The sequence below is a fragment of the Streptomyces sp. NPDC002619 genome, from assembly GCF_042889305.1.
Taxonomy (GTDB): Bacteria; Actinomycetota; Actinomycetes; order Streptomycetales; family Streptomycetaceae; genus Streptomyces.
The window spans coordinates 20,921-46,846 of sequence record NZ_JBIAQV010000009.1 but is presented as its reverse complement, the minus strand read 5'-3'; the positions used below and the strand labels follow the sequence as shown (position 1 = coordinate 46,846).

The following is a 25,926-nucleotide window of genomic DNA, read 5'->3' as shown; positions in this document are numbered from 1 at the left end:
CGGTGCGGGGCTGTCCCATCGTGTGAACCATGGCGCAGGCACAGTCGACGCAGAGTCTCAATTCCTCACCGCCTGCGGCCAAGCTCACGCTGCCCATGATGACCGCGATGGTCGTGGGGTCCATGGGTCGGCCGGCTGCGCAAGGTGCTCGCGTGCGAGCCCGGTCTCGCCCATCGCAGGCTCACCCCGACCAACGCCGACGACCTGCTGTTCGACGACGCGATGTGGGTGGAGAACGCGCAGCGCGACCACGCGGACTTCGTCAACAAGCTGCGTGAACGGGACGTCGACGTCGTCGAGTTGCACGATCTGCTCGCGCACACCATGGCGGACCCGATGGCGCGGGAGTGGCTCCTGGACCGGAAGATCGTCGCCAACGAGGTCGGTCTCGGCCTGATGGAGACCACCCGCGCCTATCTGGAGACCCTCGAACCGACCCAGCTGGCCAAGTACCTGATCGGTGGTCTGGCCACCGCCGACCTCCCGGACGAGTACCGCTCCGACTACATCGCGCTGGCCCGCGAGTCCACCGGCGTCGGCGAGTATCTGATGCCGCCGCTGCCCAACACGCTCTACACCCGTGACACGACGTGCTGGCTGTACGGCGGGCTCACCCTCAACCCGCTGTACTGGCCCGCCCGGCACGACGAGACGCTGCTGATGAAGGCGATCTACACCTTCCACCCAGACTACTCGGGCTCCACGGTGTGGTGGGGCGACCCCGAACTCGACTGGGGGCAAGCGACGTTCGAGGGCGGCGACATCATGCCGGTCGGCAACGGGGTCGTGCTGATGGGGATGAGCGAGCGGACCTCGCGGCAGGCCGTCACCCAGGTCGCCAAGGCGTTGTTCGAGCAGGGCGCCGCCGAGCGCGTCATCGTGGCCGGGATGCCCAAGCTGCGCTCCGCGATGCACCTCGACACGGTGTTCACGTTCGCCGACCGCGACGTGGTGACGCTGTATCCGAGGATCATGGACGGGGTCCACGCCTTCTCGCTGCGCCCCGGGGACAGGGCGCCGGGCGTCGAGATCACCGACGAGGGTTCGACGCCGTTCGTCGAGGTGGTCGCCGAGGCGCTCGGACTGCCCCGGCTGCGGGTCGTGGAGACCGGCGGTGACGTGAACGCGTCCGAGCGGCAGCAGTGGGACAGCGGCAACAACGCGGTCTCCCTGGAACCGGGGGTGGTGGTCACGTACGACCGCAACACTCAGACCAACGCCCTGCTGCGCAAGGCCGGCATCGAGGTCATCACGATCGTCGGCGCCGAACTGGGCCGGGGCAGGGGCGGCCACTGCGTGACCTGTCCTATCGTGCGGGATCCGGTCGACTTCTGAAGACGCCCACCCCGTCGCGTCCGGCACACTCACCTCATGGAGACTGCCGACTTCCTTCAGACCCTGGACCGGGAGGGGCGGCTGCTGGCCGCAGCCGCCGAACGGGCCGGCACCGAGGCCAAGGTGCCGTCCTGCCCGCAGTGGCAGGTGCGTGACCTGCTGCGGCACACGGGCGCCGTGCACGAGTGGGCCACCGGTTACGCGGCCGAGGGGCACACCGCTCACCGGCCCATCGGCGACGGCCCGGACCTCGACGGCGACGAGCTGGTGGCCTGGTACCGGGACAGCCACCACCGCCTGGTCGACGCCCTGGCCGCCGCGCCGCCCGACCTGGAGTGCTGGACCTTCCACCCCGCACCCAACCCCTCACCCCTGCATTTCTGGACCCGGCGACAGGCCCACGAGACGACCGTGCACCGCCACGACGCGGAGTCGGCACGCGGCGGCACCCCGTCGCCGGTCGGCACGGACTTCGCGGTGGACGGTATCGACGAACTGCTGCGCGGCTTCCACGCCCGCAAAAGGAGCCGGGTCCGCAGCGAGGCGCCGCGCGTGCTGCGGGTGCGGGCCGTGGGCGCGGACGATGGCGCGGACGCGGTGTGGACCGTACGGCTGTCGGACGGGCCGCCCGTGACCATGTGCGACGCGTCCGGTGAGGCGGCGGCCGAACTGGCCGGTCCCGCCGATCAGTTGTACCTGGCGCTGTGGAACCGCGTGCCGGTGCCCAGCGTGACGGGTGACGCCTCGCTGGCCACGCTGTGGCGGGAGACGTCCGGGATCTGACCGGGCCTGGTCAGCCGGCCAGCATCCGGGTCAGCACCGCGCGCTGCACCGGGAGCACCTCGCCGTGCAGCGCGCGCCCCTTCGCCGTGAGCGCCACCCGCACGCCCCGCCGGTCCTCCGTGCACATGGCGCGCTCGACGAGTCCGTCCTTCTCCAGGCGGGCGATCAGGCGTGACAGCGCGCTCTGGCTGAGATGGACACGGTCGGAGATCCCCTGTATTCGGTATGCGCAGCCGCCGTCCCCCGCGGTGCCCTGCGAGAGCAGGTCGAGGACCTCGAAGTCGCTGGCGCACAGGCCGTGCCCGTGCAGGACGCGGTCGAGTTCGCACTGCGTGCGGGCGTGCAGCGCGAGGATGTCCCGCCACTGCTGCACGAGCGCCTGCTCGGCCTTGTTCGCCGCCATGGCCGCACCGTAGCAGAGAAGTGAAATTGTTGCACCAGAATTAAATGCGCTTGCATCCGATGCATACGCATGTAGTGTCGTCGCCATGACCTCTCCGCTCACCACGCCCGCGTCCGACGGACGCTGGACGCCCCGGCTGTGGGGCACGCTGCTCGTGCTCTGCGCCGCGATGTTCCTCGACGCGCTCGACGTGTCGATGGTCGGCGTCGCCCTGCCGTCCATCGGCTCCGATCTCCACCTGTCCACGTCGACACTGCAATGGATCGTCAGCGGCTACATCCTGGGATACGGCGGACTGCTGCTCCTCGGCGGCCGCACCGCCGACCTGCTCGGCCGGCGCCAGGTGTTCCTGGTGGCCCTGGGCGTCTTCGCCCTCGCATCGCTGCTCGGCGGGCTCGTCGACTCCGGTCCGCTGCTGATCGCCAGCCGTTTCATCAAGGGCCTGAGCGCGGCGTTCACCGCGCCCGCGGGTCTGTCGATCATCACGACGACCTTCGCGGAGGGCCCGCTGCGCAACCGCGCCCTCTCCATCTACACCACGTGCGCGGCCACCGGTTTCTCCATGGGTCTGGTGCTGTCCGGGCTGCTCACGGAGGCCAGTTGGCGCCTGACCATGCTGCTGCCGGCCCCCATCGCCGTGATCGCGCTGCTCGCGGGACTGCGTCTGCTGCCGCGCAGCGAACGCGAGAAGGACCACAACGGGTACGACATCCCCGGCGCCGTGCTCGGCACCGCGTCGATGCTGCTGCTGGTCTTCACCGTCGTCCAGGCACCCCAGGCCGGCTGGGCCTCCGCCCGCACGCTGCTGTCGTTCCTCGCCGTCGCCGTGCTCCTCACGGTCTTCGTCCAGGTGGAACGGCGCTCGCCGGGCCCGCTGATCCGGCTCGGTGTGCTGCGGTCGGGCAGCCAGATCCGCGCCCAGCTCGGCGCGGTGGCCTTCTTCGGGTCGTACGTCGGCTTCCAGTTCCTGACGACGCTGTACATGCAGTCGCTGCTCGGCTGGTCGGCGCTGCACACCGCGCTGGCCTTCCTGCCCGCGGGCGCCCTGGTCGCGGTGTCCTCGACGAAGGTCGGCTCGATCGTCGACCGGTTCGGCACCCCTCGGCTGATCGCGACGGGCTTCGCGCTGATGGCCGTCGGGTACGCGCTGTTCCTGCGCGTCGACCTCGACCCCGTGTACGCGGCGGTCATCCTGCCGTCGATGCTGCTGATCGGTGCGGCCTGCGCGCTGGTCTTCCCCTCGCTCAACATCCAGGCCACCAACGGCGTCGAGGACCACGAGCAGGGCATGGTCTCCGGACTGCTCAACACCTCGGTACAAGTGGGCGGCGCGATCTTCCTCGCGATCGTGACCGCGGTGGTCACGGCGGGCGCCCCGTCCGACGCGACCCCACAAGCCGTCCTGGACAGCTACCGCCCCGGCTTCATGGTCGTCACGGGCGTCGCCCTGACCGGCCTGCTCCTCACACTCACGGGGCTGCGAAGCCGTCGCACGCAGCCGTCGGTCGTGGTCGCCAGGTCCACGGTGAAGGAGGCGCAAGCGGAGCGCGTGACGGTCCGCGACTGAGCGCTTCGCTGGAAGTGCCGCGATATGCCGTCGATCGTCTGCGGCACGATCGTGGCTTGTCCTGGGGGGAACGCCCCCGAACGTGCGCCCGGCGGGGGCTGGTTGCCCCGCCGGGCGTACGTCCATGACAGACGCCGGACTCAGCCCAGCCAGCCCGGCCGCACCAGCCCCGACTCGTAGGCCAGTACGACGAGTTGGGCGCGGTCTCGGGCGCCCAGCTTCACCATCGTGCGGCTCACGTGGGTCTTCGCGGTGAGGGGGCTGACGACCAGGCGGCGGGCGATCTCCTCGTTGGACAGGCCGATGCCGACCAGGGCCATCACCTCCCGTTCCCGCTCGGTGAGTTGACCGAGGGCGTCGGCGGCCGTGGGTTCCTTGGAGCGGGCCGCGAACTCGGCGATCAGACGGCGGGTCACCCCGGGTGACAGCAGCGCGTCCCCCTCGACCACCGCCCTTACGGCGCGCACGAGTTCGTCCGGCTCGGTGTCCTTGACCAGGAAGCCGGAGGCGCCCGAGCGGATCGCCTCGAAGACGTACTCGTCGAGCTCGAAGGTGGTCAGCATGACCACCCTGACGTCCTTCAGGTCCGCCGGCCCCGTGATCCGGCGGGTCGCGGCCAGGCCGTCGAGGAGCGGCATGCGGATGTCCATCAGGACGACGTCGGGGCGCAGTTCGCAGACCCTGCGCACGGCCTCCTCGCCGTCGGCCGCCTCACCGGCCACCTCGATGTCCGGCTGCGCGTCGAGCAGTGCCCTGAACCCGGCCCGCACCAGCGACTGGTCGTCGGCGAGCAGTACTCGGATCACCGGTCGTCCTCCTTGACCTTGATCTGCAACGGCAGTACGGCGAGCACCCGGAAGCCGCCGTCGGGACGCGGGCCCGCCTCGATCGTGCCACCGAGGGCGGCGGCACGCTCCCGCATTCCGGCCAGCCCGTTGCCGCTGCCGCCCGCGTCGGCGCCGGTCGCGGGACCGTCGTCGTCGATGCGCAGCCGCAGCGCGTCCGCGTCGTGTTCCAGCCGCACGCGCGCGTGCCGTGAACCCGAATGCCGGACGACGTTGGTGAGGGCCTCCTGGACGATGCGGAAGGCGGCCAGGTCGGCGCCCGGCGGGAGATGCGGGGCCGTGCCGTCGACCTCGACGGTGAGGCCCGCGCCGGCCGCCTGTTCCACCAGTTCGGGCAGCCGGTCGAGGCCGGGCGCCGGGGCGCGCGGGGCGGCACCGGGGGCGCGCAGGGTGTCCAGCACCTGACGGACCTCGCCTAGCGCCTCCTTACTCGCGGCCTTGATGGTGGTGAGCGCCTCGCGGGCCTGCTCGGGGTCGGTGTCCAGGAGCGCGAGGCCCACGCCCGCCTGGACGTTGATGACGGAGATGCTGTGGGCAAGGACGTCGTGCAGTTCGCGTGCGATCCGCAGCCGTTCCTCGTCGGCGCGCCGCCGGGCCGCCAGGGCGCGGTCGGCCCGCTCCCGGGCCCACTGTTCGCGCCGTACCCGGGCCAGCTCGGACACGGCGACGATGGCCACCACCCAGGTGGCGATCACGATCTCCTGGTTGACGTTCGCGCCCCGGTCGCCCGGCGGCGGCAGCCAGCGGTAGAGCCACAGCGAGACGAGGGCGTGCCCGACCCAGAGCATCCCCATCGCCGCCCAGGCGGCCCACCGGCGGCCGGCGACGATCGCGCTGAAGCAGCTCACGGCGACGGTCAGGAAGACCGGTCCGTAGGGGTATCCGGCGCCGAGGTAGACCAGGGTGGCCGCGGCCGTGCCGAACGCCACGAACGCCGGGTACCGCTGCCGCCACAACAGCAACCCCGAGGCCACCAGGAGCAGCACGCGCGCGTAGCCGTCGAGCGGGACGCGGTGGAACTGCTCCCGTGCGGCGAAGTTCGAGCCGACCAGCACGAAGGCGGTGAGCAGCACGGTGGAGCGCCACGGCCAGTGGGCGGCCGGCGGCTCGACGTCGTCCGGGCGGTTCCACCACGGGGGCCCGTACCGCCACCACTGCGACGGCCCGTGCCCACGCACGCGCTGCTCTTCCATGACGGCCACGCTAGACGTCGGCGCGCCGCGGGGGCGTCAGCCGGACGTGGTGATCACACGTACTTCCCGGGGAGTACGCCGACGGCGGCTACCGCAGCCCCACCCCGTGCGCGAGCCCGGTCACCGCGTGCCGGAAGAACCTCTCCCGGTCTTCCACCACCCGGTTGAACTGGCCGAACAGTTCGAACCCCACCAGTCCGAAGAGCTGCGCCCAGGCCGCCACCATCGCGGCCACCACCTCGGGCGGCAGGTCGGCGACGAGGTCGGCGGCCATCCGCTCGGCCTCGGGCCGCAGCTCTTCGGGGAGGGCGAGGCCGGCCAGGCCCGGGCCCTCGTGGGCGTCACGGACGATGCCGATGAGAACGAGGGCGACGCGGGAGGCCGGCGGGACGGTCGTCTCGGGGGCCGAGTAGCCCGGCACGGGAGAGCCGTAGATCAGCGCGTACTCGTGCGGATGCGCGAGCCCCCAGCCGCGCACCGCCTCGCACACGGCCGTCCAGTGCTCCACGGGAGCGGCGCCCGCGGCCGCGTCGCGCGCCGTCTCCGCGGCCTGGCCGAGGGAGTCGTACGCGTCGATGATGAGGGCGGTCAACAGGTCGTCACGGCTGGGGAAGTAGCGGTAGAGCGCAGAGGAGACCATGCCGAGTTCGCGTGCCACGGCCCGCAGCGAGAGCTTGGCGGCACCGTCCTCGGCGAGCTGTCGGCGCGCCGCGTCCTTGATGGCCACCGTGATTTCGATTCTGGCCCGCGCACGGGCGCCCTGTGCGGTCCTCATACCCAGCAGTGTGCCACGAAGAGAGAGCACTGCACATAAAAAAGAGCACTGCTCTTGCTCTGGAGCACCGATCTGCTCCACACTCTTGTCAACCGAGAGCATCGCTCTCAAACAGCTTCCTGGAGGAAGTAGCCATGTCCACGCATGTGCAGAAGCCCGACTGGTTCACCGTCAATGTCTTCAACCGCGCGGTGGCGTGGATCACCCGCCGGGGCATCAGCGTGTGGGGCTCCCGGGTCCTCGCGGTCCGCGGCCGCAAGAGCGGCGAGTGGCGGACCACCCCGGTGAACCTGCTGACCGTGGACGGGCAGCAGTACCTGGTCGCCCCGCGCGGACACGTCCAGTGGACGCACAACATGCGCGCGGCCGGCGGCGGCGAGCTGCACCTGGGCAAGCACGTCGACGTGTTCACCGCGACCGAGGTCGGCGACGACGACAAGGTCCCGCTGCTGCGCGCCTACCTCAAGCGCTGGAAGGCCGAGGTCGGGGTGTTCTTCAAGGGAGTCGGCCCCGACTCCCCCGACACCGAACTGCGCCGCATCGCCCCCGACCACCCGGTCTTCCGGATCACCGTCACGAAGTGACCGCGTCCTCCGCGCTCTCCCCCGTCTCCCGGGGCTCCTCGGCCGCCGCGGGCCGCCGGTCCAGCGCGGTCAGGGCGCGGTGGGCCATCGGGTGGGTACGCACCAGCTCGCCCAGGGACGTGGCGCCCCGCGTGATGTCCTTGAAGGCCTTCCAGGCGGGGCGGAAGCCTGTGAGCACCGCGTGAAAGAGCCCGGGCCGGCGCTCGAACACCGCGAGCATGCTCTTGCCGACGCTCATCTCGACGCCGAGTCCCGCCTTGATGGCGAAGGCGTAGTTGAGGGCCTGGCGCCGGGTGTCCACGGCGTCGTGCGCCTCGGCGATCCGCACCGCCCACTCACCGGCGAGCCGCCCCGAACGCAGCGCGAACGAGATGCCCTCACGGGTCCACGGTTCGAGGAGCCCGGCCGCGTCGCCGCAGACGAGGACCCGCCCACGGGAGAGCGGGGAGTCGTCCGCGCGGCACCGGGTCAAGTGCCCGGAGGAGATGCTCGGTTCGAAGCCGGCGAGGCCGAGCCGGGCGATGAAGTCCTCCAAGTACCGCTTGGTCGCGGCGCCTTCGCCGCGCGCCGAGATCACGCCGACGGTCAGCGTGTCGCCCTTCGGGAAGACCCAGCCGTAGCTGCCGGGCAACGGGCCCCAGTCGATGAGGACCCGTCCCTTCCAGTCCTCGGCGACCGTCTCCGGCACCGGGATCTCCGCCTCCAGACCGAGATCGACCTGGTCCAGCTTCACCCCGACGTGCGCACCTATGCGGCTGGCGCTGCCGTCGGCGCCGACCACAGCGCGGGCCAGGATCGTCTCACCGCCCTGCAGGACGACGGCGACCGTGCGCCGGTCCGGCACCGCCGAGCCGTGCTGCTCGACCCGCTGGACCGTGACGCCCGTACGCAGCTCGGCGCCCGCCTTCTGCGCGTGCTCGACCAGTTGCTGGTCGAACTCGGGCCGGTTGATCAGCCCGAACAGCATCTGCTTGGAGCGGCGCGTACGCGTGAAGCGCCCGTTGTTCGAGAACGTGACCGCGTGCACCCGGTCCCGGAAGGGCAGCTCGAAGCCGGGCGGCAGCGCGTCGCGGGAAGGGCCGATGATGCCGCCGCCGCACGTCTTGTAGCGGGGCAGCTCCGCCTTCTCCAGCAGCAGGACGCGTCGTCCCGCGACCGCCGCCGCATAGGCGGCCGAGGCCCCCGCGGGTCCCGCGCCCACCACGACGACGTCCCACACCCGCTGCACGTCGTCCGCCGAAGAGTTCTCGCCGCTCACGATGGTCCGCTGCTCCGATCAAGCCGTCTGTGCACCTGTCCCCCGCATCCTACGGCGGCCGTCGCCGCAGGCCACTGTGGGAGTATCGGTGGTACTTACCGCAACAACGTCGCACCCACGAGGAGCGTGCCCATGTCGTCGAATCCGGTCGCCGAGACCGTCGCCTCGCTGCTGCCCAGAGCGAAGGCGGAGCTCACCGAGCTGGTGGCCTTCAAGTCGGTGGCGGACTTCGACCAGTTCCCCAGGAGCGAGAGCGAGGGCGCCGCGAACTGGGTCGCCGACGCCCTGCGCGCCGAGGGCTTCGAGGACGTCGCCCTGCTCGACACCCCGGACGGAACACAGTCGGTGTACGGCTACCTGTCTGGTCCCGAGGGCGCCAAAACGGTCCTGCTGTACGCCCACTACGACGTGCAGCCGCCCCTGCACGAGGCCGCCTGGACCACCCCGCCGTTCGAACTGACCGAGCGGAACGGCCGCTGGTACGGCCGCGGTGCCGCCGACTGCAAGGGCGGCGTGATCATGCATCTGCTCGCCCTGCGCGCCCTCAAGGCCAACGGCGGTGTCCCGGTGCACGTCAAGGTGATCGCCGAGGGCTCGGAGGAGCAGGGCACGGGCGGTCTGGAGCGGTACGCCGAGCAGCACCCCGAACTGCTGGCCGCGGACACGATCGTGATCGGCGACGCGGGCAACTTCCGCGTCGGTCTGCCGACCGTGACGACGACCTTGCGCGGGATGACCCTGGTCCGGGTGAAGATCGACACCCTGGAGGGCAATCTGCACTCCGGGCAGTTCGGCGGTGCCGCCCCGGACGCCCTGGGCGCGCTGATCCGGGTCCTGGACTCGCTGCGCGCCGAGGACGGTTCGACCACCGTCGACGGGCTCGCCCCCGAGACGCACTGGGAGGGCCTGGAGTACACGGAGGAGCAGTTCCGTTCGGACGCCAAGGTGCTGGACGGCGTCGGGCTGATCGGCAAGGGCACGGTCGCCGACCGCATCTGGGCCCGCCCCGCGGTCACGGTCCTCGGCATCGACGCCCCGCCGGTCGTCGGCGCCACCCCGTCCGTGCAGGCGAGCGCCCGCGCCCTGATCAGCCTGCGGGTGCCGCCGGGCGTCGACGCGGCCGAGGCCACCAAGCTGCTCCAGGCCCACCTGGAGGCGCACACGCCGTGGGGCGCGCGGGTGAGCACCGAGCAGATCGGCCAGGGCCAGGCCTTCCGCGCCGACCCGAGCAGCCCGGCCTACCAGGCGATGGCCGATGCGATGACGGTGGCCTACCCGGGCGAGACGATGCAGTACGCCGGTCAGGGCGGCTCCATCCCGCTGTGCAACACCCTCGCCGGTCTCTACCCGCAGGCGGAGATCCTGCTCATCGGCCTGAGCGAGCCGGAGGCGCAGATCCACGCCGTGAACGAGAGCGTGTCCCCGGAAGAGCTGGAGCGCCTTTCGGTGACGGAGGCGCTGTTCCTGCGGAACTACGCGGCGGGCTGAACCGATCTGCCCACGGCAGAGGGTCCTCGCCTTCGGGCGGGGGCCCTCCCTACGGTCGGCGCATGGACGTCATCGAGATCCTGCCCCGCCTCCACCTCCTGCGCTTCCCGGTCGGCCAGGCCTACCTCTGGGCCGACGGCGACGAGCTGACGCTGGTCGACGCCGGCCCGATCGGCGCCGGCCGGACGATCGCCGACGCGCTCACAGGTCTCGGGCGGGCCCCGGCGGACGTACTGCGGATCGTCCTGACCCATTTCCACGAGGACCATGTGGGCGGGGCCGGCGAGCTGGCCGCGCTGACCGGAGCCGAGGTACTCGCGCACCGGCTGGACGCCCCGGTCGTCCGGGGCGAACTCCCGGGCCCGCCCCCGGTGTTCGAGGACTGGGAGCTGCCGATCCACGCCGAGGCCGCGAAGCAGTTGCCACCGGGGGACCCGGTGCCGCCGGAGCGGGTCACCGACCTGTCCGACGGTGACGTCCTCGACTTCGGCGGCGGCGCCCGCGTCGTCCACGCCCCCGGCCACACCCACGGCAGCATCGCACTCCATCTCCCGGCGCACGGCGTGCTGTTCACGGGGGACGCGGTGGCCGCGGCGCCGGTGACCGGGTCGGTGATGCTCGGTGTGTTCAACCTCGACCGCGCCCGGGCGATCGCTTCCTTCCACCGGCTGGCCGGTCTCGACGCGGACGTGGTCTGTTTCGGCCACGGTGATCCGGTGACCGGTCAAGCTTCGGCAGTACTTCGGAAAGCGGCGGACACGTACGAGGTGCCGCGCTGAGCATCGGAGGATGTCCGTCCCCGCGCGTCTGACCGCCCACAGCGACATCGCCACCGCCCTGGCCCTGTTCAGCGACCACGAACTCACCGACCTGGTCGCGGCAGGGGTCCCGCTCGACAGCGGGAACGGTGGCAGAGCCGTGCGGATCTCGGTCGAGGGCCGGGACGTCTTCGTGAAGCGCGTGCCGCTCACCGACCTCGAGCGGCTGCCCGAGAACGCGCGGTCCACGGCGAACCTCTTCGGGCTGCCGTCGTTCTGCCACTACGGCATCGGCGCCGTCGGCAGCCCCGGCTTCGGCGCCTGGCGGGAGCTGGCCGCGCACACGATGACGACGAACTGGGTGCTGGCCCGGCACTGTCCCGCCTTCCCACTGCTGCACCACTGGCGGGTGCTGCCCGGCCCGCCCGCTCCCCCGACCGGCGAACCGGCCGACGTGGATGGGGCCGTCGCCTACTGGGGCGGCACCGACCAACTGCGCGAGCGCATCGAGGCCCTGCGGACGGCGACCGCGAGCCTGACACTGTTCCTGGAGTGGATCCCGTACACCCTCCACGACTGGCTCGACGCCCGGCTGCGCACGGACGCGACCGGTGCCGCCTGTGCCTTCGCGGCCCAGGGTCTCGACACCCTCGTGGACTTCCTCGACAGACATGGACTCCTGCACCTGGACGCCCATTTCGGCAGCATCCTCACCGACGGCCGACAGCTTTACCTGTCCGGCTACGACCTCGCACTCAGCTCCCGCTTCCAACTGGCCCGGGACGAGCACGACTTCTTCGAGCGGCATCGGCGCTACGACCGCGACCACACCACCTACCACCTGGTGAACTGGCTGGTCACCGCGCTGTACAGGTATGGCCCCGAGGAGCGCGAGACCTTCGTCCGGGCCTGCGCGGATGGCGCGCGACCCGAGGGAATCCCGCAGGGTGCGGCCGAGCTGCTGATGCGGCACGCGCAGCTCGCCGTGACGATGGGCGAGTTCAGCCGGCGCTTCGAGAAGGAGAGCAGGCTGACGCCGTACCCGTACGCCTACAGCGGCGCCGCCCGATGAGCCCGACGTCACCCCACCGGTACGCCCGCCTCCAGGTACAGCGCCGCGCCACGTTCACGCGCTCTCAGTGCCCAGCGCAGTCGCTCGTGGCGGACGGGCGGGAGCAGGTCGGCGGCTTCCTGCTCGGTGACGAAGCGCCAGCCGCGCAGCTCGGGCCCCGGCAGCACCAGTGAGCGGGCCTCGGCGGAGTCGAGCCGACCACCGTCGAAGAGGAGGCGCAGTCCGCCGTATCCGGGGGGCGCGGGCGATTCCCAGTCCACGACGAGCAGCCGCGGCACGTCGGCCAGCCGTATCCCGGTCTCCTCGGCGACCTCGCGCATACCCGCGCGGGCGGGGGCCTCGCCGGGCTCGACGACACCGCCAGGGAACTCCCAGCCGGGCTTGTAGGTGGGATCGACGAGCAGTACACGGTCTTCCTCGTCGAAGAGGAGCACACCGGCGGCGAGGGTCTCGGCGGTGGGTTCGGGGGTCTGCACGATGTCGCAGACGGGCGCGGCACCGCTGCCGACGGCCTCGGCGATGCGGACGGCCGTCTCGTACGGGGTGAGGTCGCTGGTGTCCACGAGATGGGCGTCGGCGGTGAGCCAGGCGGCGAGGGCGCTGCGGTACGGCTCGATGTGGTCGTACGACCTCTGCCGCACCCGTATCTCGCCGTCGGGCAGGTCGGGCGGGGCCTCCCGCCCGGCTATACGCTCGCGCAGGATCGTTTCCGCCGGGGCGAGGCACAGATGCCGGACGCCGATGCGGCGGGCGGCGAGGCCGCCGAAGATCTCGTCGCGGTACTCCTGGCGCAGCAGCGTCATCGGGACCACGAGGGTTCCGCCGAGCTCGGCCAGCATCGCGGCCGCCGTGTCGATCACGAGGCGGCGCCAGATCGGCAGGTCCTGGAAGTCGCCGACCTCGGCGAGGTGTTTGGCGGGCAGCAGTTGGGTGAGCGTGCCGCCCATGACCTCGGGGTCGAAGAGCGTGCTGTTCGGGATCAGTTCGATCAGTTCCCGTGCGGTGGTGGACTTCCCCGCACCGAACGCACCGTTGATCCAGACGATCACGGTTCCCCCTCTTCTGGTGGCCCCCTGTGGCTTGCCCGCTCCACACTGCCACGGAAACCGGCTCCCGTTGAGGGCACACAACACGGTGCCGGTGCCCCGGGAGCGGGGACACCGGCACCGGAACACATCCCTCCGCCCTACTCCTGGGCCGGAGCACCGTCCTCGGCGGCGGCGAAGCTGTCCTGGCTGATGGTGTGGTCCACCGTGCCGAGCGTGTCCGAGACGTTCAAGTCGCCGAGCGCGTCCCTGTCCGCACCGTGGGACGGGGTGATGGCGGCCGCGACGAAGCCGGCGGCGAGGGAAGCGATGGCGAGCATGCTGCGCTTCTTCATGCTCGGATCAACCACGGAAGCGGTACGGGGGTCACGGAGGTACCCGCGAGCGAGGACTACGCGATCAGGATCGCCCGGGACTGGAACGTCAAGCACGACGGTGCCGGCTTCGTCACGCACTTCGAGGTGGACTCGGAGTTCCTCAGCCGCTACCCCGTCCGTCAGGCGGGCGGCAAGTCGATCCTGGAACTGTGGGTGCCCGCACAGGAACTCGACGCGTTCAACGCACACATCGTCGGCCCGATCCGGGTGGTCCACGCATTCCGCTGAGCGGTCACTCAATTCAACACAACCAAACCGCTGTTGGGCCCCTTCCAACAGACTCCGACACGTCCTACCGTAAGCGCGCACCGATGACGCGTACATGGCGCCATCCCGTTCTCGGGAGTCGGAGGAACGTAACGATGCGTCACCCTCACACCCGTACAACACCCACAACGCGCACCGCCCGTCGAAGAGTTGCCGGGGCGCTCGCGGCGGGTCTACTGTGCGCGGCCGGTCTCGCCGCGCCCGCCGTCGCCGCCCCCGGCCGGGCCCCCGCCGCGGCCGACGGCCTCGCCCTGACCCCGCCCATGGGCTTCAACAACTGGAACTCCACGCACTGCCGCGCCGACTTCAACCAGGCCATGGTCAAGGGGATCGCGGACCTCTTCGTCGAGAAGGGCCTGAAGGACGCCGGCTACCAGTACGTCAACCTCGACGACTGCTGGGCCCTGCCGTCCCGCGACGCGAACGGCAAGCTGGTCCCCGACCCGGTCCGGTTCCCCGACGGGATCAAGGCGGTCGCCGACTACGTCCACTCCAAGGGCCTCAAGCTCGGCATCTACACCAGCGCGGGCACGAAGACGTGCAACAGCGCGGGCTTCCCGGGCGCGCTTGGCCACGAGTACAGCGACGCCCAGCAGTTCGCCGACTGGGGCGTGGACTATCTCAAGTACGACAACTGCAACAACCAGGGCGTCGACGCCAGGCAGCGCTACACCACGATGCGCGACGCGTTGAGGGCCACCGGCCGGCCCATCGTCTACAGCATCTGCGAGTGGGGCGAGAACAGGCCGTGGGAGTGGGCGGCGGACGTCGGCCAACTGTGGCGGACGACCGGCGACATCAGCGACAACTGGGGTTCGATGCTGTCGATCCTCAAGCAGAACCTGCCGCTCGCGCCGTACGCCGGTCCCGGCCACTGGAACGACCCCGACATGCTGGAGGTCGGCAACGGCGGCATGACCGACACCGAGTACCGCTCGCACTTCTCGATGTGGTCGGTCATGGCGGCCCCGCTCCTCATCGGCACCGATCTGCGCAAGGCCTCGCAGACGACCTTCGACATCCTGGACAACAAGGAGGTCATCGCGGTCGACCAGGATCCGCTGGGCAAGCAGGGCACCGTCGTCTCGTCCGAGGCCGGCCGCTGGGTCGTCGCCAAGGAGATGAGCGACGGCAGCCGCGCGGTGGCCCTGTTCAACGAGTCCGGCAGCGCGCAGCGCATCGCGACGACCGCCCGCGCCGTGGGCCTGCCGGACGCCGACGCCTACACCCTGCGCGACCTGTGGCAGCACCGGAGTTACAACACCGCCGGCACCATCTCGGCCACCGTCCCGGCCCACGGCACGGTCCTCGTACGGGTCTTCGCCGACCCCCGCTGGGCCACGCACCCGCCCGCCGTCGAACTCGGCCTGGACAGCGCCCCGTACGTCGAGTCGGGCACACCGGCCACGCTGACGACGTCGGTCACCGACCTGGGCCGCACGCCCGCCCGGCGGGTGTCCGTGTCGCTCACCGGCCCCGAGGGCTGGACCGTCACCCCTGCGTCGCCCACGGGCCAGGACTCCCTGCCGACGGACCGGTACCTGCGCACCGACTGGACGGTGACCGCGCCACCGGGCACGCCGACCGGTTCGTACGACCTGACGCTCAGCGCCGGTTACCGCTCGCCGTCCGGCGAACGCGTCGCCGCCGCCCTGCCGTTGACGGCACATGTCGTGGTGCCGCCGCCGTCCGGGACGTCGTACCTCTCGGATCTGCCGTGGCTGTCGGCCACCAGCGGCTGGGGTCCCGTGGAACGCGACACCAGCAACGGTGAGAGCGCCGCGGGCGACGGCCACCCGATCACCCTGGGCGGGGTCATGTACGCCAAGGGCCTCGGGGTCCACGCGGCGAGCGACGTCGCCTACTACACCGGCAAGGCGTGCGAGAGGGTCACCGCGGACGTCGGGGTCGACGACGAGAAGGGCGCGAAAGGCACCGTCGCCTTCGAGGTCTGGGCCGACGACACCCTGGTCGCCTCGACCGGCGTCCTGACCAACGCGATGCCGGCCCAGTCGCTCACCGCCGACGTCACCGGCGCCGAGGTGGTCCGGCTCGTCGTCACCGACGGGGGCGACGGCATCGACTCGGACCACGCGGACTGGGCGGACGCGCGCATCAGTTGCTGAGGCGCGCCCGCCCTTCGCGTGAACGACCCAGCGGGTTCAGACCCCCGCGGTCGCGTCCGGCTTCCGGGCCAGCGCGGCCGCGGCGGCGCCCACCAGGCCGGCGTCCGTGCCCATCTGGGCGGGGACGACGGTCAGGCGCTGCACGAACGACAGGGTCGCGTAGTCGGCGAGGGACTTGCGGAGCGGCGTGAACAGGACATCGCCCGCCTTGCCCACTCCCCCGCCGATCACCGCGATGTCGATCTCCACGAGAGTCGCGGTCGCCGCGATCCCGGCGGCCAGCGCCTGTGCGGCCCGCTCGAAGGAGGCCACCGCGACCGGGTCCCCGGCGCGGGCGGCCTCCGCGACCGCCGCCGCGGACATGTCACCGTCGGGGCCGGGCGTCCAGCCCGCCTCCAGCGCCCGCCGGGCGATGTTCGGGCCGCTGGCGAGCCGCTCCACACAGCCGCGCGAGCCGCACGGGCACGGGTCGCCGTCCAGATCGACGCTGATGTGGCCGATGTGGCCCGCGTTGCCCGTCGGCCCCGGGTGCAGCCGGCCGCCCAGGACCAGACCGCCACCGACCCCCGTCGACACCACCATGCACAGCGCGTTGTCGTGGCCGCGGGCGGCGCCCTGCCAGTGCTCGGCGGCCGTGATCGCCACACCGTCGCCGATCAGCTCGACCGGCAGACCACCGGTGGCCGCGCGCACCCGCTCGACGAGCGGGAACTCGCGCCAGCCGGGCACGTTCACCGGACTCACGGTGCCCGCGGACGCGTCCACAGGGCCCGCGCTGCCGATGCCGATGGAGTCCGCGCGCCCCCACAGGGGCGACCCGGCGAGTTCGCCGAGCACCTCCGCCACCGCTCGCATGACGGACTCGCCGTCCTCCTGCGCGGGCGTCGGGCGCTGCGCGCGCACCTGGATCCGTCCGTGGCCGTCAACCAGCGCGCCGGCGATCTTCGTACCGCCGATGTCGAGCGCAGCCACGAGGTCGGTGTGCATCAGAGTCGAATCTCCCCGTCAACCATGAGAAAACCAAGGAAAGGCGCAGGCCGGTCCAACGGTGAGGCGTGAGCCGGTGATTGCGGTGGACAGTGTCTCCCGCTTCTGACAACGTTGTCCAGGCCCTATGCTCGACACCACATCCTCATACAAACCCATGGACCGACGCACAACCCCCGTGGACCAGACGGACGACAGGACAGGACGCCGCATCGTGCCCGACACCACCCGCCGCGCAGACCGCATTCCCGGAAACCGCTACGGCAACCGTCCGACGATGAAGGACGTGGCGGCGCGCGCCGGTGTGGGCCTCAAGACGGTCTCCCGCGTCGTCAACGGAGAACCAGGGGTCACCCCGGACACCGAACGCCGCGTCCAGGAGGCCATCGAGGCGCTCGGCTTCCGCCGCAACGACAGCGCGCGGGTGCTGCGCAAGGGCCGCACCGCGAGCATCGGCCTGGTCCTGGAGGACCTCGCCGACCCGTTCTACGGCCCGCTCAGCCGCGCGGTCGAGGAGGTGGCCCGGGCCCACGGCGCCCTGCTGATCAACGGCTCCAGCGCGGAGGACCCGGAACGTGAGCAGGAGCTGGCGCTGGCGCTGTGCGCCCGGCGTGTGGACGGTCTCGTGATCATCCCGGCCGGGGACGACCATCGTTATCTGGAACCGGAGATCAAGGCCGGGGTCGCGACGGTGTTCGTGGACCGCCCAGCCGGGAAGATCGACGCGGACGTCGTCCTTTCCGACAACTTCGGCGGCGCCCGTGACGGGGTCGCCCATCTGATCGCCCAGGGCCACCGGCGCATCGGGTTCATCGGTGACATGCCCCGCATCCACACGGCGGCCGAGCGCCTGCGCGGCTACCGGGCGGCGATGGAGGGCGCGGGGATAACGGTCGAGGACGCGTGGATGTCCCTGGGGGCCACCGACCCGGAGCGGGTGCGCCGGGCGGCGGTGGAGATGCTCAGCGACCCCTCCCCCGTCACCGCCGTCTTCACGGGCAACAACCGGGTCACCGTCACCGTGATCCGCGTCCTCGCAGAGCACCCGCGCCCCGTCGCCCTCGTCGGTTTCGACGACATCGAGCTCGCCGACCTGCTCGACCCGGGTGTCACCGTGATCGCCCAGGACGCGGCGGCGCTCGGCCGTACCGCCGCCGACCGGCTCTTCCGGCAGCTGGACGGCACCCACATCACCCCGGAGCGGATCGAACTGCCGACCCGGCTGATCACCCGCGGCTCCGGCGAACGGCCCCCGGCGGACTGACCGGCACATGGACGACCGGACTCTGGAGGCGCTGGGGCTGCACCGGGCGCCCCGGGACCATCCGCTGCTCTATCCGGGCGCCTGGCCCGCGCGGTCCGGACTCCTCGACGGAGACCGCCTGTTGCCCCTCGGCGACTTCGACCACGCCGGACGCACTCCCGTCCTCGCCGTCGGCTCCAACGCCTGCCCCGGCCAACTGCGCCACAAAATGGCCGAGTCCGGGATCACCTCGCCCGTCCCGATGGTGCGGTCCGGCGTCACGGGCCTCGACATCGGTGTCTCGGCGCACGTCAGCGTCATGGGCTACGTCTCGGCGTCGCCCTTCCTCGCGCCGGGCGCCGTACGGGAGTTGTTCGTCACCTGGTTCGACGCGAGGCAACTTGCCGTGATCGACGCGAGCGAGCGGGCGTACGACCGCGCCTGGCTGCCCGGCTCGGACATCCCGATCGAGACGGACTCGGGCGAGCGGCTGCCTGGCGCGTTCGTGTACGTCAACCGGCACGGGGTGCTGCACGACGGCAGCGACGCGCCGTACAGGCATCCGGGGCAGCGCGCGCTGCTCGGTGAGCTCCTCGGGGAATCGACGCGGTTGAGGGAACTGTTCGGCACCACGCCCGAGGAGTTCGTGGCGCGGGCGCGGGCCGACCGGCTGCTGTGCGCGCGGGGCACGCGGGTGTTCACGGAGGAGGGGCGGGTGACGGCGTCGGGACTTGAGCGGTACGTCGCTCGTCCCCGGGTCCGCGATCGCCGACCGGGGCGCCGGCGTCAGCCGTGACGGCTCAGGGACCGCTGTGCTCCTTGCCGGACACCGTCAGGTCGCCCCGTCGCGGCGCCGTGAACCCCTCCAGGCCGGCCCGGGTCAGCCCGGTCGCCTCGGTGACCTCCGCCAGGTCGAGGGCACCGCAGTCCAGGCCGCGCAGCAGATACCCGCTGAGGGCCTTGGCGGTGGCGGGCTCGTCCATGACGTCGCCGCCGACGCGGCCCGCGTACCGGGCGAGGCGGACCGCCGCCTGCTGGTAGCCCTCGCGGTAGAAGGCGAAGACGGCGGCGTAACGGGTGGGGAGGTGGCCGGGGTGCATGTCCCAGCCCTGGTAGTAGGCGCGGGCCAAGGCGCGGCGGGTGAGGCCGTAGTGGAGGCGCCAGGCGTCGTGAACCTTCTCGGTTGGGCCGATCGGCAGCACGTTGGTGGAGCCGTCCGAGAGGCGTACGCCCGTGCCCGCCGCCGCGACCTGCATGACCGCCTTGGCGTGGTCGGCCGCCGGGTGGTCGCTGGCCTGGTAGGCGGCGGAGACGCCAAGACAGGCGCTGTAGTCGAAGGTGCCGTAGTGCAGTCCCGTGGCCCTGCCCTCGGCGGCCTGGATCATGCGGGCGACGGTGGCGGTGCCGTCCGTGGCAAGGATGGACTGGCTGGTCTCGATCTGGATCTCGAAACCGATCCGGCCGGGTTCGAGCCCGCGCGCCTTCTCGAAGGCCTCCAGGAGCCGGACCATGGCGGTGACCTGCTCAGGGTATGTCACCTTCGGCAGGGTCAGCACCAGCCCATCTGGCAGCCCGCCCGCCTCGACGAGGCCGGTGAGGAAGATGTCGAGGGTGCGGATGCCCCGCTCGCGCACCGCGGCCTCCATGCACTTCATGCGGATGCCCATGTACGGCGCCGCCGTGCCCTTGGCGTAGGCCTCGGCGATCAGCCGGGCCACGTGGGCGGCCGCCTCGTCCTCCTCGGCGTCGGGGCGGGGGCCGTAGCCGTCCTCGAAGTCGACGCGCAGATCTTCCACGGGCTCGCGCTCCAGTTTGGCGCGGACGCGGGAGTGGACGGGTTCGGCGAGTTCGTCGGTCAGTCCGAGGACGGCGGCGAAGGAGGTGGCGTCCGGGGCGTGTTCGTCGAGGGCGGCGAGGGCCTGGTCGCCCCAGGAGCGGATGGTGTCGGCGGCGAAGACGTCTCCGGGGACGTACACGGTGTGGACGGGCTGGCGGGTGCCGGGGTCTCCGGGGTAGGCGCGCTCCAGCTCGGCGTCCACCGGGGCGAGGGAGGCGCTGATCTCCTCGCCGACGGTGCTCGCGAGGCTCGTCGTCACCTTCTCCTGCTGACCCATCCCACGACCTCCATTTTCCGCTCTGCGGAATCAACAATCCGTAGAATGAAGTTATCTGTGCGGCTTCTCGCTGGTCAACACCCCGTCCACAGCTGATCGGCCGCGTTCACTCGCGCTGCCAAATACCCCTGCGCACCCTTTCGCACGTCGGCCCGCACCCTCATCCTGACCCGTCGGGAGGGAATCACATGCCGGACACCCACAGAATGACGCGGCGCACGGGGCTGAGAACGGCGCTGGCCGCCGCCATCGTCACTCCGCTGCTCGGCACCGTACCGGCGGCCTCCGCCGCCAGACCTGCCGACCGCCGTCTGGACGTCATGACATTCAACCTGCGCTTCGCGAGTACCAGCGAGCCCAACAGCTGGGCGGTCCGCCGTCCCGTGATGCGCGAGCTGTTACGCCGTGAGGACCCGGCCGTCATCGGCACCCAGGAAGGCCTGTACCAGCAACTGCTCGACATCGACTCGGACCTCGGACCGCACTACGACTGGATCGGCACCGGCCGCGAGGGCGGCAGCCGCGACGAGTCCGTGGCCCTCTTCTACGACACCCGCCGCCTGGCTCCGGTCGAGCACGACACCTTCTGGCTCTCCGACACTCCCAGGGTGATCGGCTCGAACACCTGGGGCGCCGCCCTTCCCCGCATCGCCACCTGGGTCCGCTTCCGTGATCTGCGCGGCAGTGGGCGGCAGTTCTACGTCCTGAACACCCACCTCGACCACGCGAGCCAGTACGCACGCGAGCGTGCCGCCTCGCTCATCGCCCAGCGGATCACGGCGTTCGGCTCCCTGCCGCTCGTCATGACCGGCGACTTCAATGCGGCGGCCCACAAGAACGCCGCTTACGACAGGCTGCTGGCCGCCGGACTCGTCGACACCTGGGACACGGCCGCCGAAAGCGGTCCGCTGTACGGGACCTTCCACGGCTACAGACCGCTGAGGCCGGACGGCGACCGCATCGACTGGATCCTGGCCACGCCCGGTGTCACCGTTCACCGGGCGTCGGTCAACACCTTCTCGCAGGGCGGCCAGTTCCCCAGCGACCACCTGCCCGTGCAGGCCTCGGTGACCCTGGGATGAGACGAGGCCCCCGTGACCGGCGCGCGGTCACGGGGGCCTCGGACAGCCCGGTGGTGATCAGCCCTTGCGGGTGTTGATCTCCTCGGTGAGCTGCGGGACGACGTCGAAGAGGTCGCCGACCACGCCGTAGTCCACGAGGTCGAAGATCGGGGCCTCGGCGTCCTTGTTGATCGCCACGATCGTCTTCGAGGTCTGCATACCGGCACGGTGCTGGATCGCGCCGGAGATGCCGGAGGCGATGTACAGCTGCGGGGACACGCTCTTGCCGGTCTGGCCGACCTGGTTGGTGTGCGGGTACCAGCCCGCGTCCACCGCGGCACGCGAGGCGCCGACGGCCGCACCGAGGGAGTCCGCCAGCGCCTCGATGATCGCGAAGTTCTCGGCGCCGTTCACACCGCGGCCACCGGAGACCACGATCGCGGCCTCGGTCAGCTCCGGACGGCCCGTCGACTCACGCGGCGTACGGCCCGTCACCTTGGTGCCGGTCGCCTTCTCCGAGAAGGACACCGCCAGCGCCTCCACCGCACCGGCGGCCGGAGCGGCCTCCACGGCCGCGCTGTTCGGCTTGACCGTGATGACCGGAGTGCCCTTGACGACACGGGACTTGGTGGTGAACGAGGCGGCGAACACCGACTGGGTGGCCACCGGGCCCTCATCGCCGGCCTCCAGGTCGACGGCGTCGGTGATGACGCCGGAGCCGGTCCGCAGCGCCAGCCGGGCCGCGATCTCCTTGCCCTCCGCGGAGGACGGAACCAGCACCGCGGCCGGGGACACGGCCTCGTAGGCGGCCTGCAGCGCGTCCACCTTCGGCACGACCAGGTAGTCGGCGTACTCGGCGGCGTCGTGGGTCAGCACCTTCACCGCGCCGTGCTCGGCGAGCGTGGCCGCGGTGTCGGCGGCGCCGTTGCCGAGGGCGACGGCGACGGGCTCGCCGATGCGGCGGGCGAGGGTCAGCAGCTCCAGGGTGGGCTTGCGGACGGCACCGTCCACGTGGTCGACGTAGACGAGGACTTCAGCCATGGGAATGCTCTCCTGCTTGGAAAAGTTGACGGGCGGTCAGCGGGTACGAGCCCTTAGATGAACTTCTGGCTCGCGAGGAACTCAGCGAGCTGCTTGCCGCCCTCGCCCTCGTCCTTGACGATCGTGCCGGCCGTGCGGGCCGGACGCTCGGCCGCGGTCTCCACCTTGGTGAAGGCGCCGTCGAGACCGACTTCCTCGGCGTCGATGTCCAGGTCGGACAGGTCCCAGGACTCCACCGGCTTCTTCTTGGCCGCCATGATGCCCTTGAAGGACGGGTAACGCGCCTCACCCGACTGGTCGGTGACCGACACGACGGCCGGCAGGGAGGCCTCGAGCTGCTCGGAGGCGGCGTCGCCGTCGCGGCGGCCCTTGACGGTGCCGTCCTCGACCGAGACCTCGGACAGCAGGGTGACCTGCGGGACGCCCAGACGCTCCGCGACCAGGGCCGGGACCACACCGGCGGTGCCGTCCGTGGAGGCCATGCCGGAGATCACCAGGTCGTACCCGGCCTTCTCGATCGCCTTGGCCAGCACCAGCGAGGTGCCGATGATGTCCGTGCCGTGCAGGTCGTCGTCCTCGACGTGGATCGCCTTGTCGGCACCCATCGAAAGGGCCTTGCGCAGCGCGTCCTTGGCGTCCTCGGGACCGACGGTCAGGACGGTGACCTCGGCGTCGTCCGCGTCGTCGGCGATCTGGAGGGCCTGCTCGACCGCGTACTCGTCCAGCTCGGAGAGCAGACCGTCCACGTCATCACGGTCGACGGTCAGGTCATCGGCGAAGTGCCGGTCGCCAGTGGCGTCGGGCACGTACTTCACAGTGACAACGATCCTCAAGCTCACGCCGGCTCTCCTACTGCATCGTCTCTATCTGGGCTGCCTCTTGCAGGCAGCATAGGCGCCTGAAGCGGCCGATCCCGGTCGGGGCGTCCGCGCGCTCCGAACGAAATATTACTCGTCAGTACACCCAGTTCATTCCCGCTAAGCAAGCGCTTTGAACTGTGACCTTCGCAACGCAGCGTAACCGGAACTCGACGGCTCCGCAGAAGAGCCGTGGGGTGATCAATCCCGCAGAGCGGTGAAGCGGCCCTGGTGGTAAAGGAGGGGCCGTCCGCTGCCGGTGGGGTCGCCGAGGACCACCTCGGCCAGCACGATCCGGTGGTCACCGGCCGGAACACGCCCGACGACACGGCACACGAGCCAGGCGAGCACGTCGTCGAGGACGGGTACGCCTTCCGGGCCCTCGCGCCAGGCGGTCGGGGCGCCGAAACGGTCGGCACCGCTGCGGGCGAACGTGGCGGCCAGGTCCCGCTGGTGCTCGCCGAGTATGTGGACGCCGACATGGTCGGCCTCGGACATCGCGGGCCAACTGGACGCGCCGGTGCCGATACCGAAGGAGAGCATCGGCGGCTCGGCGGAGACCGAGGTGAGGGAGGTGGCGGTGAAACCGACCGGACCCGTGGCGCCTCGTGCGGTGATCACCGCGACACCGGCCGCGTGCCGCCGGAAGGTCGAGCGCAGCAGGTCGGGAGTGGCGAGCTGGGGACTGCCGAGGTCGGGCATGGCCGTCATGGAGTTGTCCTTCTGCGGGAGTGGGCGAGCGGGACCGTTGCTGTTCAGCGACCCGGACAGCGCGCGCTCGCGGTTCGGGCGAGGTCGACGTGGACCCGCCCGAAGAGAAGGAGTTCCGTAGGCATGGGGTCAGGCTGACGATAGGTGGTGCGCGCAGTCAAGTACGTCCCGGCATATGGGAGATGCCTCACCGTCATCCGCATACCCGTCAGACCGCCTCCCCCAGGGCCGCGATCACGTCGGCCTTGCGCGGCAGCCCGGTCGCCCGCCGCACCACTCGGCCGTCCGCGTCGAGCACCAACACGGTGGGGGTCTTGAGGATGTCGAGTTCGCGTACGAGGTCGAGGTGGGCCTCCGCGTCGATCTCGACGTGTGTGACGCCGGGGACCATCCCGGCCACCTCGCCGAGGACGCGCCGGGTCGCCCGGCACGGTGCGCAGAAGGCGCTGGAGAACTGGACGAGCGTGGCGCGCTCGCCGAGGTCGCCGCCCAACTCGGCCGCGCCGAGCCGCTTCCCGTCGTCCCGCCCGCGCACCCGTACTCTCCCGCTCCGCCGCTTGTGCAGCACTCCATAGGCGCTCGCCACCGCGAGCACCGCCACGCACACCACCAGTCCGGTCATCACCCGCACCAGCATTCACGAGACTGCAAAGATTCCCGACTTCCGGAAGAGTTTCCCTTGCGGAATGCTTGATTCATGGACATCGATGTGAGGGGGCCGCGCTTCGGGGCGGCCGTGACGACGGTCGTACTGGCGGTGGTGCTGCTCACCGGGAGCGTCTGGCTGCTGGCCTGGCAGACGTTGGCGTTCGCGCTGGGCGCGGTCGGAGGAGTGGGCAAGTCACCCTACGGCTGGCTGTTCCGGAAGGCCGTACGGCCGCGGATCGGTCCGCCGACGGAGTTCGAGGCACCGGAACCGCCGCGGTTCGCGCAGGCAGTGGGGCTCGTGTTCGCGGGGATCGGGCTGGTCGGCTACGCGTTGGGACTCACTTGGCTGGGGCTCGCGGCGACCGGGGCCGCGCTCGCCGCCGCATTCCTCAACGCGGCGTTCGGGTACTGCCTGGGCTGCGAGTTGTTCCTGCTGATCCGGCGGGCGACGGTCCGCACGGAGTAAAGGCAAAGGAAAAGACCGAGGTGGCCGCTAGGCCGACGTGACGAGTATCTCGCCGAACCGCGGCACCAGGACTGGCTCCCCGTTCGTTCTTCGGGCACGATCTGCGAGACGCCGTAAACCTACGGCTGCGTAGCTTTCCCGCCGGGAGCCCCTTTCCCAGGCAGAGCAGAAAGGGTCCGTCCCGCCCATGGCAGAGCTGGTCTACCGTCCCGTCATCGGATTCGCCAAGACGTTGTTCAGGGTCTGGGACCTGAAGATCGACTGCAAGGGGTCGGAGAACATTCCGAGTTCGGGCGGCGCCGTGCTGGTGAGCAATCACATCAGCTATCTGGACTTCGTATTCAACGGCCTGGCGGCGCTTCCGCAGAAGCGACTGGTGCGCTTCATGGCGAAGGAGTCCGTCTTCCGTCACAAGGTGTCCGGTCCGCTGATGCGCGGGATGAAGCACATCCCAGTGGACCGCAAACAGGGCGAGGCGGCGTTCGCGCACGCGCTGGACTCGCTGCGCTCCGGCGAGGTCATCGGGGTGTTCCCGGAAGCCACGATCTCGCAGTCCTTCACCCTGAAGAGCTTCAAGTCGGGTGCGGCGCGGCTCGCTCAGGAGGCGGGGGTCCCGCTGGTGCCGATGGCGGTGTGGGGCACACAGCGACTGTGGACGAAGGGCCAGCCGCGCAACTTCAAGCGCAGCCACCTCCCGGTCACCATCCGGGTCGGCGAGGCGGTCGAGGCCTCCCTCGACCAGTACGCGGGCGCCATCACGCGCAAGCTGCGCGAAGGCGTCCAGGATCTCCTCGACGCCGCCCAGCGAGCCTACCCGGGCCGCCCCAAGGGCACCGAGGACACATGGTGGCTCCCGGCACACCTGGGCGGCACGGCCCCGACGCTGGAGCAGGTCCGCGCGGCCGAGGCGCTCTGACCTCT

Annotated in this window: 26 protein-coding genes and 1 pseudogene; 14 read left to right on the top strand and 13 right to left on the bottom strand. The window is 71.0% G+C overall.

Going from position 1 to position 25,926, the window contains the following annotated elements:
- Nucleotides 1-135 precede the first annotated feature (135 nt).
- Both ACFYXB_RS17055 and ACFYXB_RS17050 read left to right on the top strand, forming a co-directional pair.
- On the top strand, nt 136-1,335 hold the full coding sequence (locus ACFYXB_RS17055) for an arginine deiminase (protein WP_389583173.1): 1,200 nt from the start codon (nt 136-138) through the stop codon (nt 1,333-1,335).
- Nucleotides 1,336-1,371: 36 nt separating this feature from the next.
- A complete protein-coding gene (locus ACFYXB_RS17050; RefSeq protein ID WP_388501899.1) occupies nt 1,372-2,118 on the top strand; it encodes a maleylpyruvate isomerase family mycothiol-dependent enzyme in 747 nt (248 codons plus the stop codon).
- A 10-nt stretch (nt 2,119-2,128) separates the two neighbouring features.
- Here the strand turns inward: ACFYXB_RS17050 and ACFYXB_RS17045 are convergent, their stop codons facing one another.
- Complete coding sequence (locus tag ACFYXB_RS17045) at nt 2,129-2,521, bottom strand: MarR family winged helix-turn-helix transcriptional regulator (protein WP_389582724.1); 393 nt, start codon at nt 2,519-2,521, stop codon at nt 2,129-2,131.
- Nucleotides 2,522-2,606: 85 nt separating this feature from the next.
- Here ACFYXB_RS17045 and ACFYXB_RS17040 point away from each other — a divergent pair, with 85 nt between their 5' ends.
- A complete protein-coding gene (locus ACFYXB_RS17040; protein WP_389582722.1) occupies nt 2,607-4,088 on the top strand; it encodes an MFS transporter in 1,482 nt (493 codons plus the stop codon).
- A 140-nt stretch (nt 4,089-4,228) separates the two neighbouring features.
- On the opposite strand, the gene ACFYXB_RS17035 is transcribed toward ACFYXB_RS17040, so the two are convergent.
- The 3 genes from ACFYXB_RS17035 to ACFYXB_RS17025 all read right to left on the bottom strand — a co-directional run bounded on the left by ACFYXB_RS17035 (nt 4,229) and on the right by ACFYXB_RS17025 (nt 6,901).
- Nucleotides 4,229-4,894: a response regulator gene (locus tag ACFYXB_RS17035; protein WP_389582719.1), complete on the bottom strand. Its 666-nt coding sequence runs from the start codon at nt 4,892-4,894 to the stop codon at nt 4,229-4,231.
- Nucleotides 4,891-6,135: a sensor histidine kinase gene (locus tag ACFYXB_RS17030; RefSeq protein ID WP_389582717.1), complete on the bottom strand. Its 1,245-nt coding sequence runs from the start codon at nt 6,133-6,135 to the stop codon at nt 4,891-4,893. Before ACFYXB_RS17030 ends, ACFYXB_RS17035 begins: the two co-directional genes overlap by 4 nt.
- A gap of 79 nt (nt 6,136-6,214) precedes the next feature.
- Entirely contained in the window at nt 6,215-6,901 is a 687-nt protein-coding gene (locus tag ACFYXB_RS17025; RefSeq protein WP_351358814.1) for a TetR/AcrR family transcriptional regulator, read from the bottom strand.
- Nucleotides 6,902-7,035: 134 nt separating this feature from the next.
- Between ACFYXB_RS17025 and ACFYXB_RS17020 the strand changes: the two genes are divergently transcribed.
- Nucleotides 7,036-7,485, top strand: coding sequence for a nitroreductase family deazaflavin-dependent oxidoreductase (locus ACFYXB_RS17020; protein WP_389582714.1), 450 nt, complete (start codon nt 7,036-7,038; stop codon nt 7,483-7,485).
- Here ACFYXB_RS17020 and ACFYXB_RS17015 read toward each other — a convergent pair.
- Nucleotides 7,475-8,743, bottom strand: a complete 1,269-nt coding sequence (locus tag ACFYXB_RS17015; RefSeq protein WP_351358809.1) for a geranylgeranyl reductase family protein — start codon at nt 8,741-8,743, stop codon at nt 7,475-7,477. The two genes, ACFYXB_RS17020 and ACFYXB_RS17015, sit on opposite strands and share 11 nt — an antisense overlap.
- A 132-nt stretch (nt 8,744-8,875) precedes the next feature.
- Here ACFYXB_RS17015 and ACFYXB_RS17010 point away from each other — a divergent pair, with 132 nt between their 5' ends.
- The 3 genes from ACFYXB_RS17010 (at nt 8,876) to ACFYXB_RS17000 (ending at nt 12,061) form a co-directional block, all read left to right on the top strand.
- Nucleotides 8,876-10,231 carry a dipeptidase gene (locus ACFYXB_RS17010; protein WP_389582711.1) on the top strand — a complete coding sequence of 452 codons (1,356 nt, stop codon included), beginning with the start codon at nt 8,876-8,878 and terminating at the stop codon, nt 10,229-10,231.
- Between the two features lie 62 nt (nt 10,232-10,293).
- Nucleotides 10,294-11,010, top strand: coding sequence for an MBL fold metallo-hydrolase (locus ACFYXB_RS17005; RefSeq protein ID WP_389582708.1), 717 nt, complete (start codon nt 10,294-10,296; stop codon nt 11,008-11,010).
- 10 nt (nt 11,011-11,020) lie between these two features.
- Complete coding sequence (locus tag ACFYXB_RS17000) at nt 11,021-12,061, top strand: protein kinase family protein (RefSeq protein WP_389582707.1); 1,041 nt, start codon at nt 11,021-11,023, stop codon at nt 12,059-12,061.
- Between the two features lie 8 nt (nt 12,062-12,069).
- On the opposite strand, the gene ACFYXB_RS16995 is transcribed toward ACFYXB_RS17000, so the two are convergent.
- A complete protein-coding gene (locus ACFYXB_RS16995) occupies nt 12,070-13,110 on the bottom strand; it encodes an NUDIX domain-containing protein (protein WP_389582704.1) in 1,041 nt (346 codons plus the stop codon).
- A gap of 137 nt (nt 13,111-13,247) precedes the next feature.
- Nucleotides 13,248-13,442, bottom strand: coding sequence for a hypothetical protein (locus tag ACFYXB_RS16990; protein WP_389582702.1), 195 nt, complete (start codon nt 13,440-13,442; stop codon nt 13,248-13,250).
- A gap of 48 nt (nt 13,443-13,490) precedes the next feature.
- Here ACFYXB_RS16990 and ACFYXB_RS16985 point away from each other — a divergent pair.
- Both ACFYXB_RS16985 and ACFYXB_RS16980 read left to right on the top strand, forming a co-directional pair.
- Nucleotides 13,491-13,712, top strand: a pseudogene (locus ACFYXB_RS16985) (hypothetical protein); the annotation flags it as partial.
- Nucleotides 13,713-13,846: 134 nt separating this feature from the next.
- The gene (locus tag ACFYXB_RS16980) at nt 13,847-15,877 is read left to right on the top strand and encodes an NPCBM/NEW2 domain-containing protein (RefSeq protein ID WP_389582699.1); all 2,031 of its coding nucleotides are present in this window, start codon (nt 13,847-13,849) and stop codon (nt 15,875-15,877) included.
- A gap of 36 nt (nt 15,878-15,913) precedes the next feature.
- Here ACFYXB_RS16980 and ACFYXB_RS16975 read toward each other — a convergent pair whose 3' ends face one another.
- The gene (locus ACFYXB_RS16975; RefSeq protein ID WP_351357545.1) at nt 15,914-16,864 is read right to left on the bottom strand and encodes an ROK family protein; all 951 of its coding nucleotides are present in this window, start codon (nt 16,862-16,864) and stop codon (nt 15,914-15,916) included.
- Between the two features lie 157 nt (nt 16,865-17,021).
- Here ACFYXB_RS16975 and ACFYXB_RS16970 point away from each other — a divergent pair, with 157 nt between their 5' ends.
- The gene (locus ACFYXB_RS16970; RefSeq protein ID WP_389582696.1) at nt 17,022-18,128 is read left to right on the top strand and encodes a LacI family DNA-binding transcriptional regulator; all 1,107 of its coding nucleotides are present in this window, start codon (nt 17,022-17,024) and stop codon (nt 18,126-18,128) included.
- Nucleotides 18,129-18,135: 7 nt separating this feature from the next.
- Nucleotides 18,136-18,903, top strand: coding sequence for a hypothetical protein (locus ACFYXB_RS16965; protein ID WP_389582693.1), 768 nt, complete (start codon nt 18,136-18,138; stop codon nt 18,901-18,903).
- A 4-nt stretch (nt 18,904-18,907) separates the two neighbouring features.
- On the opposite strand, the gene ACFYXB_RS16960 is transcribed toward ACFYXB_RS16965, so the two are convergent.
- Nucleotides 18,908-20,221 (bottom strand): DUF6986 family protein, encoded by a 1,314-nt coding sequence (locus tag ACFYXB_RS16960; RefSeq protein WP_389582690.1) that lies wholly within the window; start codon nt 20,219-20,221, stop codon nt 18,908-18,910.
- A gap of 188 nt (nt 20,222-20,409) precedes the next feature.
- Here ACFYXB_RS16960 and ACFYXB_RS16955 point away from each other — a divergent pair, with 188 nt between their 5' ends.
- Complete coding sequence (locus ACFYXB_RS16955; protein WP_389582688.1) at nt 20,410-21,303, top strand: endonuclease/exonuclease/phosphatase family protein; 894 nt, start codon at nt 20,410-20,412, stop codon at nt 21,301-21,303.
- A gap of 57 nt (nt 21,304-21,360) precedes the next feature.
- Here the strand turns inward: ACFYXB_RS16955 and ACFYXB_RS16950 are convergent, their stop codons facing one another.
- The 4 genes from ACFYXB_RS16950 to ACFYXB_RS16935 all read right to left on the bottom strand — a co-directional run bounded on the left by ACFYXB_RS16950 (nt 21,361) and on the right by ACFYXB_RS16935 (nt 24,513).
- The gene (locus tag ACFYXB_RS16950; RefSeq protein WP_351357531.1) at nt 21,361-22,323 is read right to left on the bottom strand and encodes an electron transfer flavoprotein subunit alpha/FixB family protein; all 963 of its coding nucleotides are present in this window, start codon (nt 22,321-22,323) and stop codon (nt 21,361-21,363) included.
- Nucleotides 22,324-22,376: 53 nt separating this feature from the next.
- Nucleotides 22,377-23,162, bottom strand: coding sequence for an electron transfer flavoprotein subunit beta/FixA family protein (locus tag ACFYXB_RS16945; RefSeq protein ID WP_351357528.1), 786 nt, complete (start codon nt 23,160-23,162; stop codon nt 22,377-22,379).
- A 219-nt stretch (nt 23,163-23,381) separates the two neighbouring features.
- Nucleotides 23,382-23,891: a flavin reductase family protein gene (locus tag ACFYXB_RS16940; RefSeq protein ID WP_389582686.1), complete on the bottom strand. Its 510-nt coding sequence runs from the start codon at nt 23,889-23,891 to the stop codon at nt 23,382-23,384.
- 208 nt (nt 23,892-24,099) lie between these two features.
- Entirely contained in the window at nt 24,100-24,513 is a 414-nt protein-coding gene (locus tag ACFYXB_RS16935) for a thioredoxin family protein (protein WP_351357553.1), read from the bottom strand.
- A gap of 75 nt (nt 24,514-24,588) precedes the next feature.
- On the opposite strand from ACFYXB_RS16935, the gene ACFYXB_RS16930 reads away from it, so the two are divergent.
- Complete coding sequence (locus ACFYXB_RS16930) at nt 24,589-25,005, top strand: DUF4395 domain-containing protein (RefSeq protein ID WP_389582683.1); 417 nt, start codon at nt 24,589-24,591, stop codon at nt 25,003-25,005.
- A 187-nt stretch (nt 25,006-25,192) separates the two neighbouring features.
- Nucleotides 25,193-25,921: a lysophospholipid acyltransferase family protein gene (locus tag ACFYXB_RS16925; RefSeq protein WP_351357519.1), complete on the top strand. Its 729-nt coding sequence runs from the start codon at nt 25,193-25,195 to the stop codon at nt 25,919-25,921.
- Nucleotides 25,922-25,926 lie beyond the last annotated feature (5 nt).

What these genes read in the sequence shown, in the direction of transcription:
- ACFYXB_RS16930 (WP_389582683.1), top strand. Translation starts at nt 24,589, where the DNA reads ATGGACATCGATGTGAGGGGGCCGCGCTTCGGGGCGGCCGTGACGACG.
- ACFYXB_RS17025 (WP_351358814.1), bottom strand. Translation starts at nt 6,901, where the DNA reads ATGAGGACCGCACAGGGCGCCCGTGCGCGGGCCAGAATCGAAATCACG.
- ACFYXB_RS16960 (WP_389582690.1), bottom strand. Translation starts at nt 20,221, where the DNA reads ATGGGTCAGCAGGAGAAGGTGACGACGAGCCTCGCGAGCACCGTCGGC.
- ACFYXB_RS16955 (WP_389582688.1), top strand. Translation starts at nt 20,410, where the DNA reads ATGCCGGACACCCACAGAATGACGCGGCGCACGGGGCTGAGAACGGCG.
- ACFYXB_RS16940 (WP_389582686.1), bottom strand. Translation starts at nt 23,891, where the DNA reads ATGACGGCCATGCCCGACCTCGGCAGTCCCCAGCTCGCCACTCCCGAC.
- ACFYXB_RS16975 (WP_351357545.1), bottom strand. Translation starts at nt 16,864, where the DNA reads ATGCACACCGACCTCGTGGCTGCGCTCGACATCGGCGGTACGAAGATC.
- ACFYXB_RS16935 (WP_351357553.1), bottom strand. Translation starts at nt 24,513, where the DNA reads ATGACCGGACTGGTGGTGTGCGTGGCGGTGCTCGCGGTGGCGAGCGCC.
- ACFYXB_RS17010 (WP_389582711.1), top strand. Translation starts at nt 8,876, where the DNA reads ATGTCGTCGAATCCGGTCGCCGAGACCGTCGCCTCGCTGCTGCCCAGA.
- ACFYXB_RS17045 (WP_389582724.1), bottom strand. Translation starts at nt 2,521, where the DNA reads ATGGCGGCGAACAAGGCCGAGCAGGCGCTCGTGCAGCAGTGGCGGGAC.
- ACFYXB_RS17005 (WP_389582708.1), top strand. Translation starts at nt 10,294, where the DNA reads ATGGACGTCATCGAGATCCTGCCCCGCCTCCACCTCCTGCGCTTCCCG.
- ACFYXB_RS17040 (WP_389582722.1), top strand. Translation starts at nt 2,607, where the DNA reads ATGACCTCTCCGCTCACCACGCCCGCGTCCGACGGACGCTGGACGCCC.
- ACFYXB_RS16925 (WP_351357519.1), top strand. Translation starts at nt 25,193, where the DNA reads ATGGCAGAGCTGGTCTACCGTCCCGTCATCGGATTCGCCAAGACGTTG.
- ACFYXB_RS17020 (WP_389582714.1), top strand. Translation starts at nt 7,036, where the DNA reads ATGTCCACGCATGTGCAGAAGCCCGACTGGTTCACCGTCAATGTCTTC.
- ACFYXB_RS16990 (WP_389582702.1), bottom strand. Translation starts at nt 13,442, where the DNA reads ATGAAGAAGCGCAGCATGCTCGCCATCGCTTCCCTCGCCGCCGGCTTC.
- ACFYXB_RS16980 (WP_389582699.1), top strand. Translation starts at nt 13,847, where the DNA reads ATGCGTCACCCTCACACCCGTACAACACCCACAACGCGCACCGCCCGT.
- ACFYXB_RS17050 (WP_388501899.1), top strand. Translation starts at nt 1,372, where the DNA reads ATGGAGACTGCCGACTTCCTTCAGACCCTGGACCGGGAGGGGCGGCTG.
- ACFYXB_RS16965 (WP_389582693.1), top strand. Translation starts at nt 18,136, where the DNA reads ATGGACGACCGGACTCTGGAGGCGCTGGGGCTGCACCGGGCGCCCCGG.
- ACFYXB_RS16970 (WP_389582696.1), top strand. Translation starts at nt 17,022, where the DNA reads ATGGACCGACGCACAACCCCCGTGGACCAGACGGACGACAGGACAGGA.
- ACFYXB_RS17000 (WP_389582707.1), top strand. Translation starts at nt 11,021, where the DNA reads ATGTCCGTCCCCGCGCGTCTGACCGCCCACAGCGACATCGCCACCGCC.
- ACFYXB_RS16950 (WP_351357531.1), bottom strand. Translation starts at nt 22,323, where the DNA reads ATGGCTGAAGTCCTCGTCTACGTCGACCACGTGGACGGTGCCGTCCGC.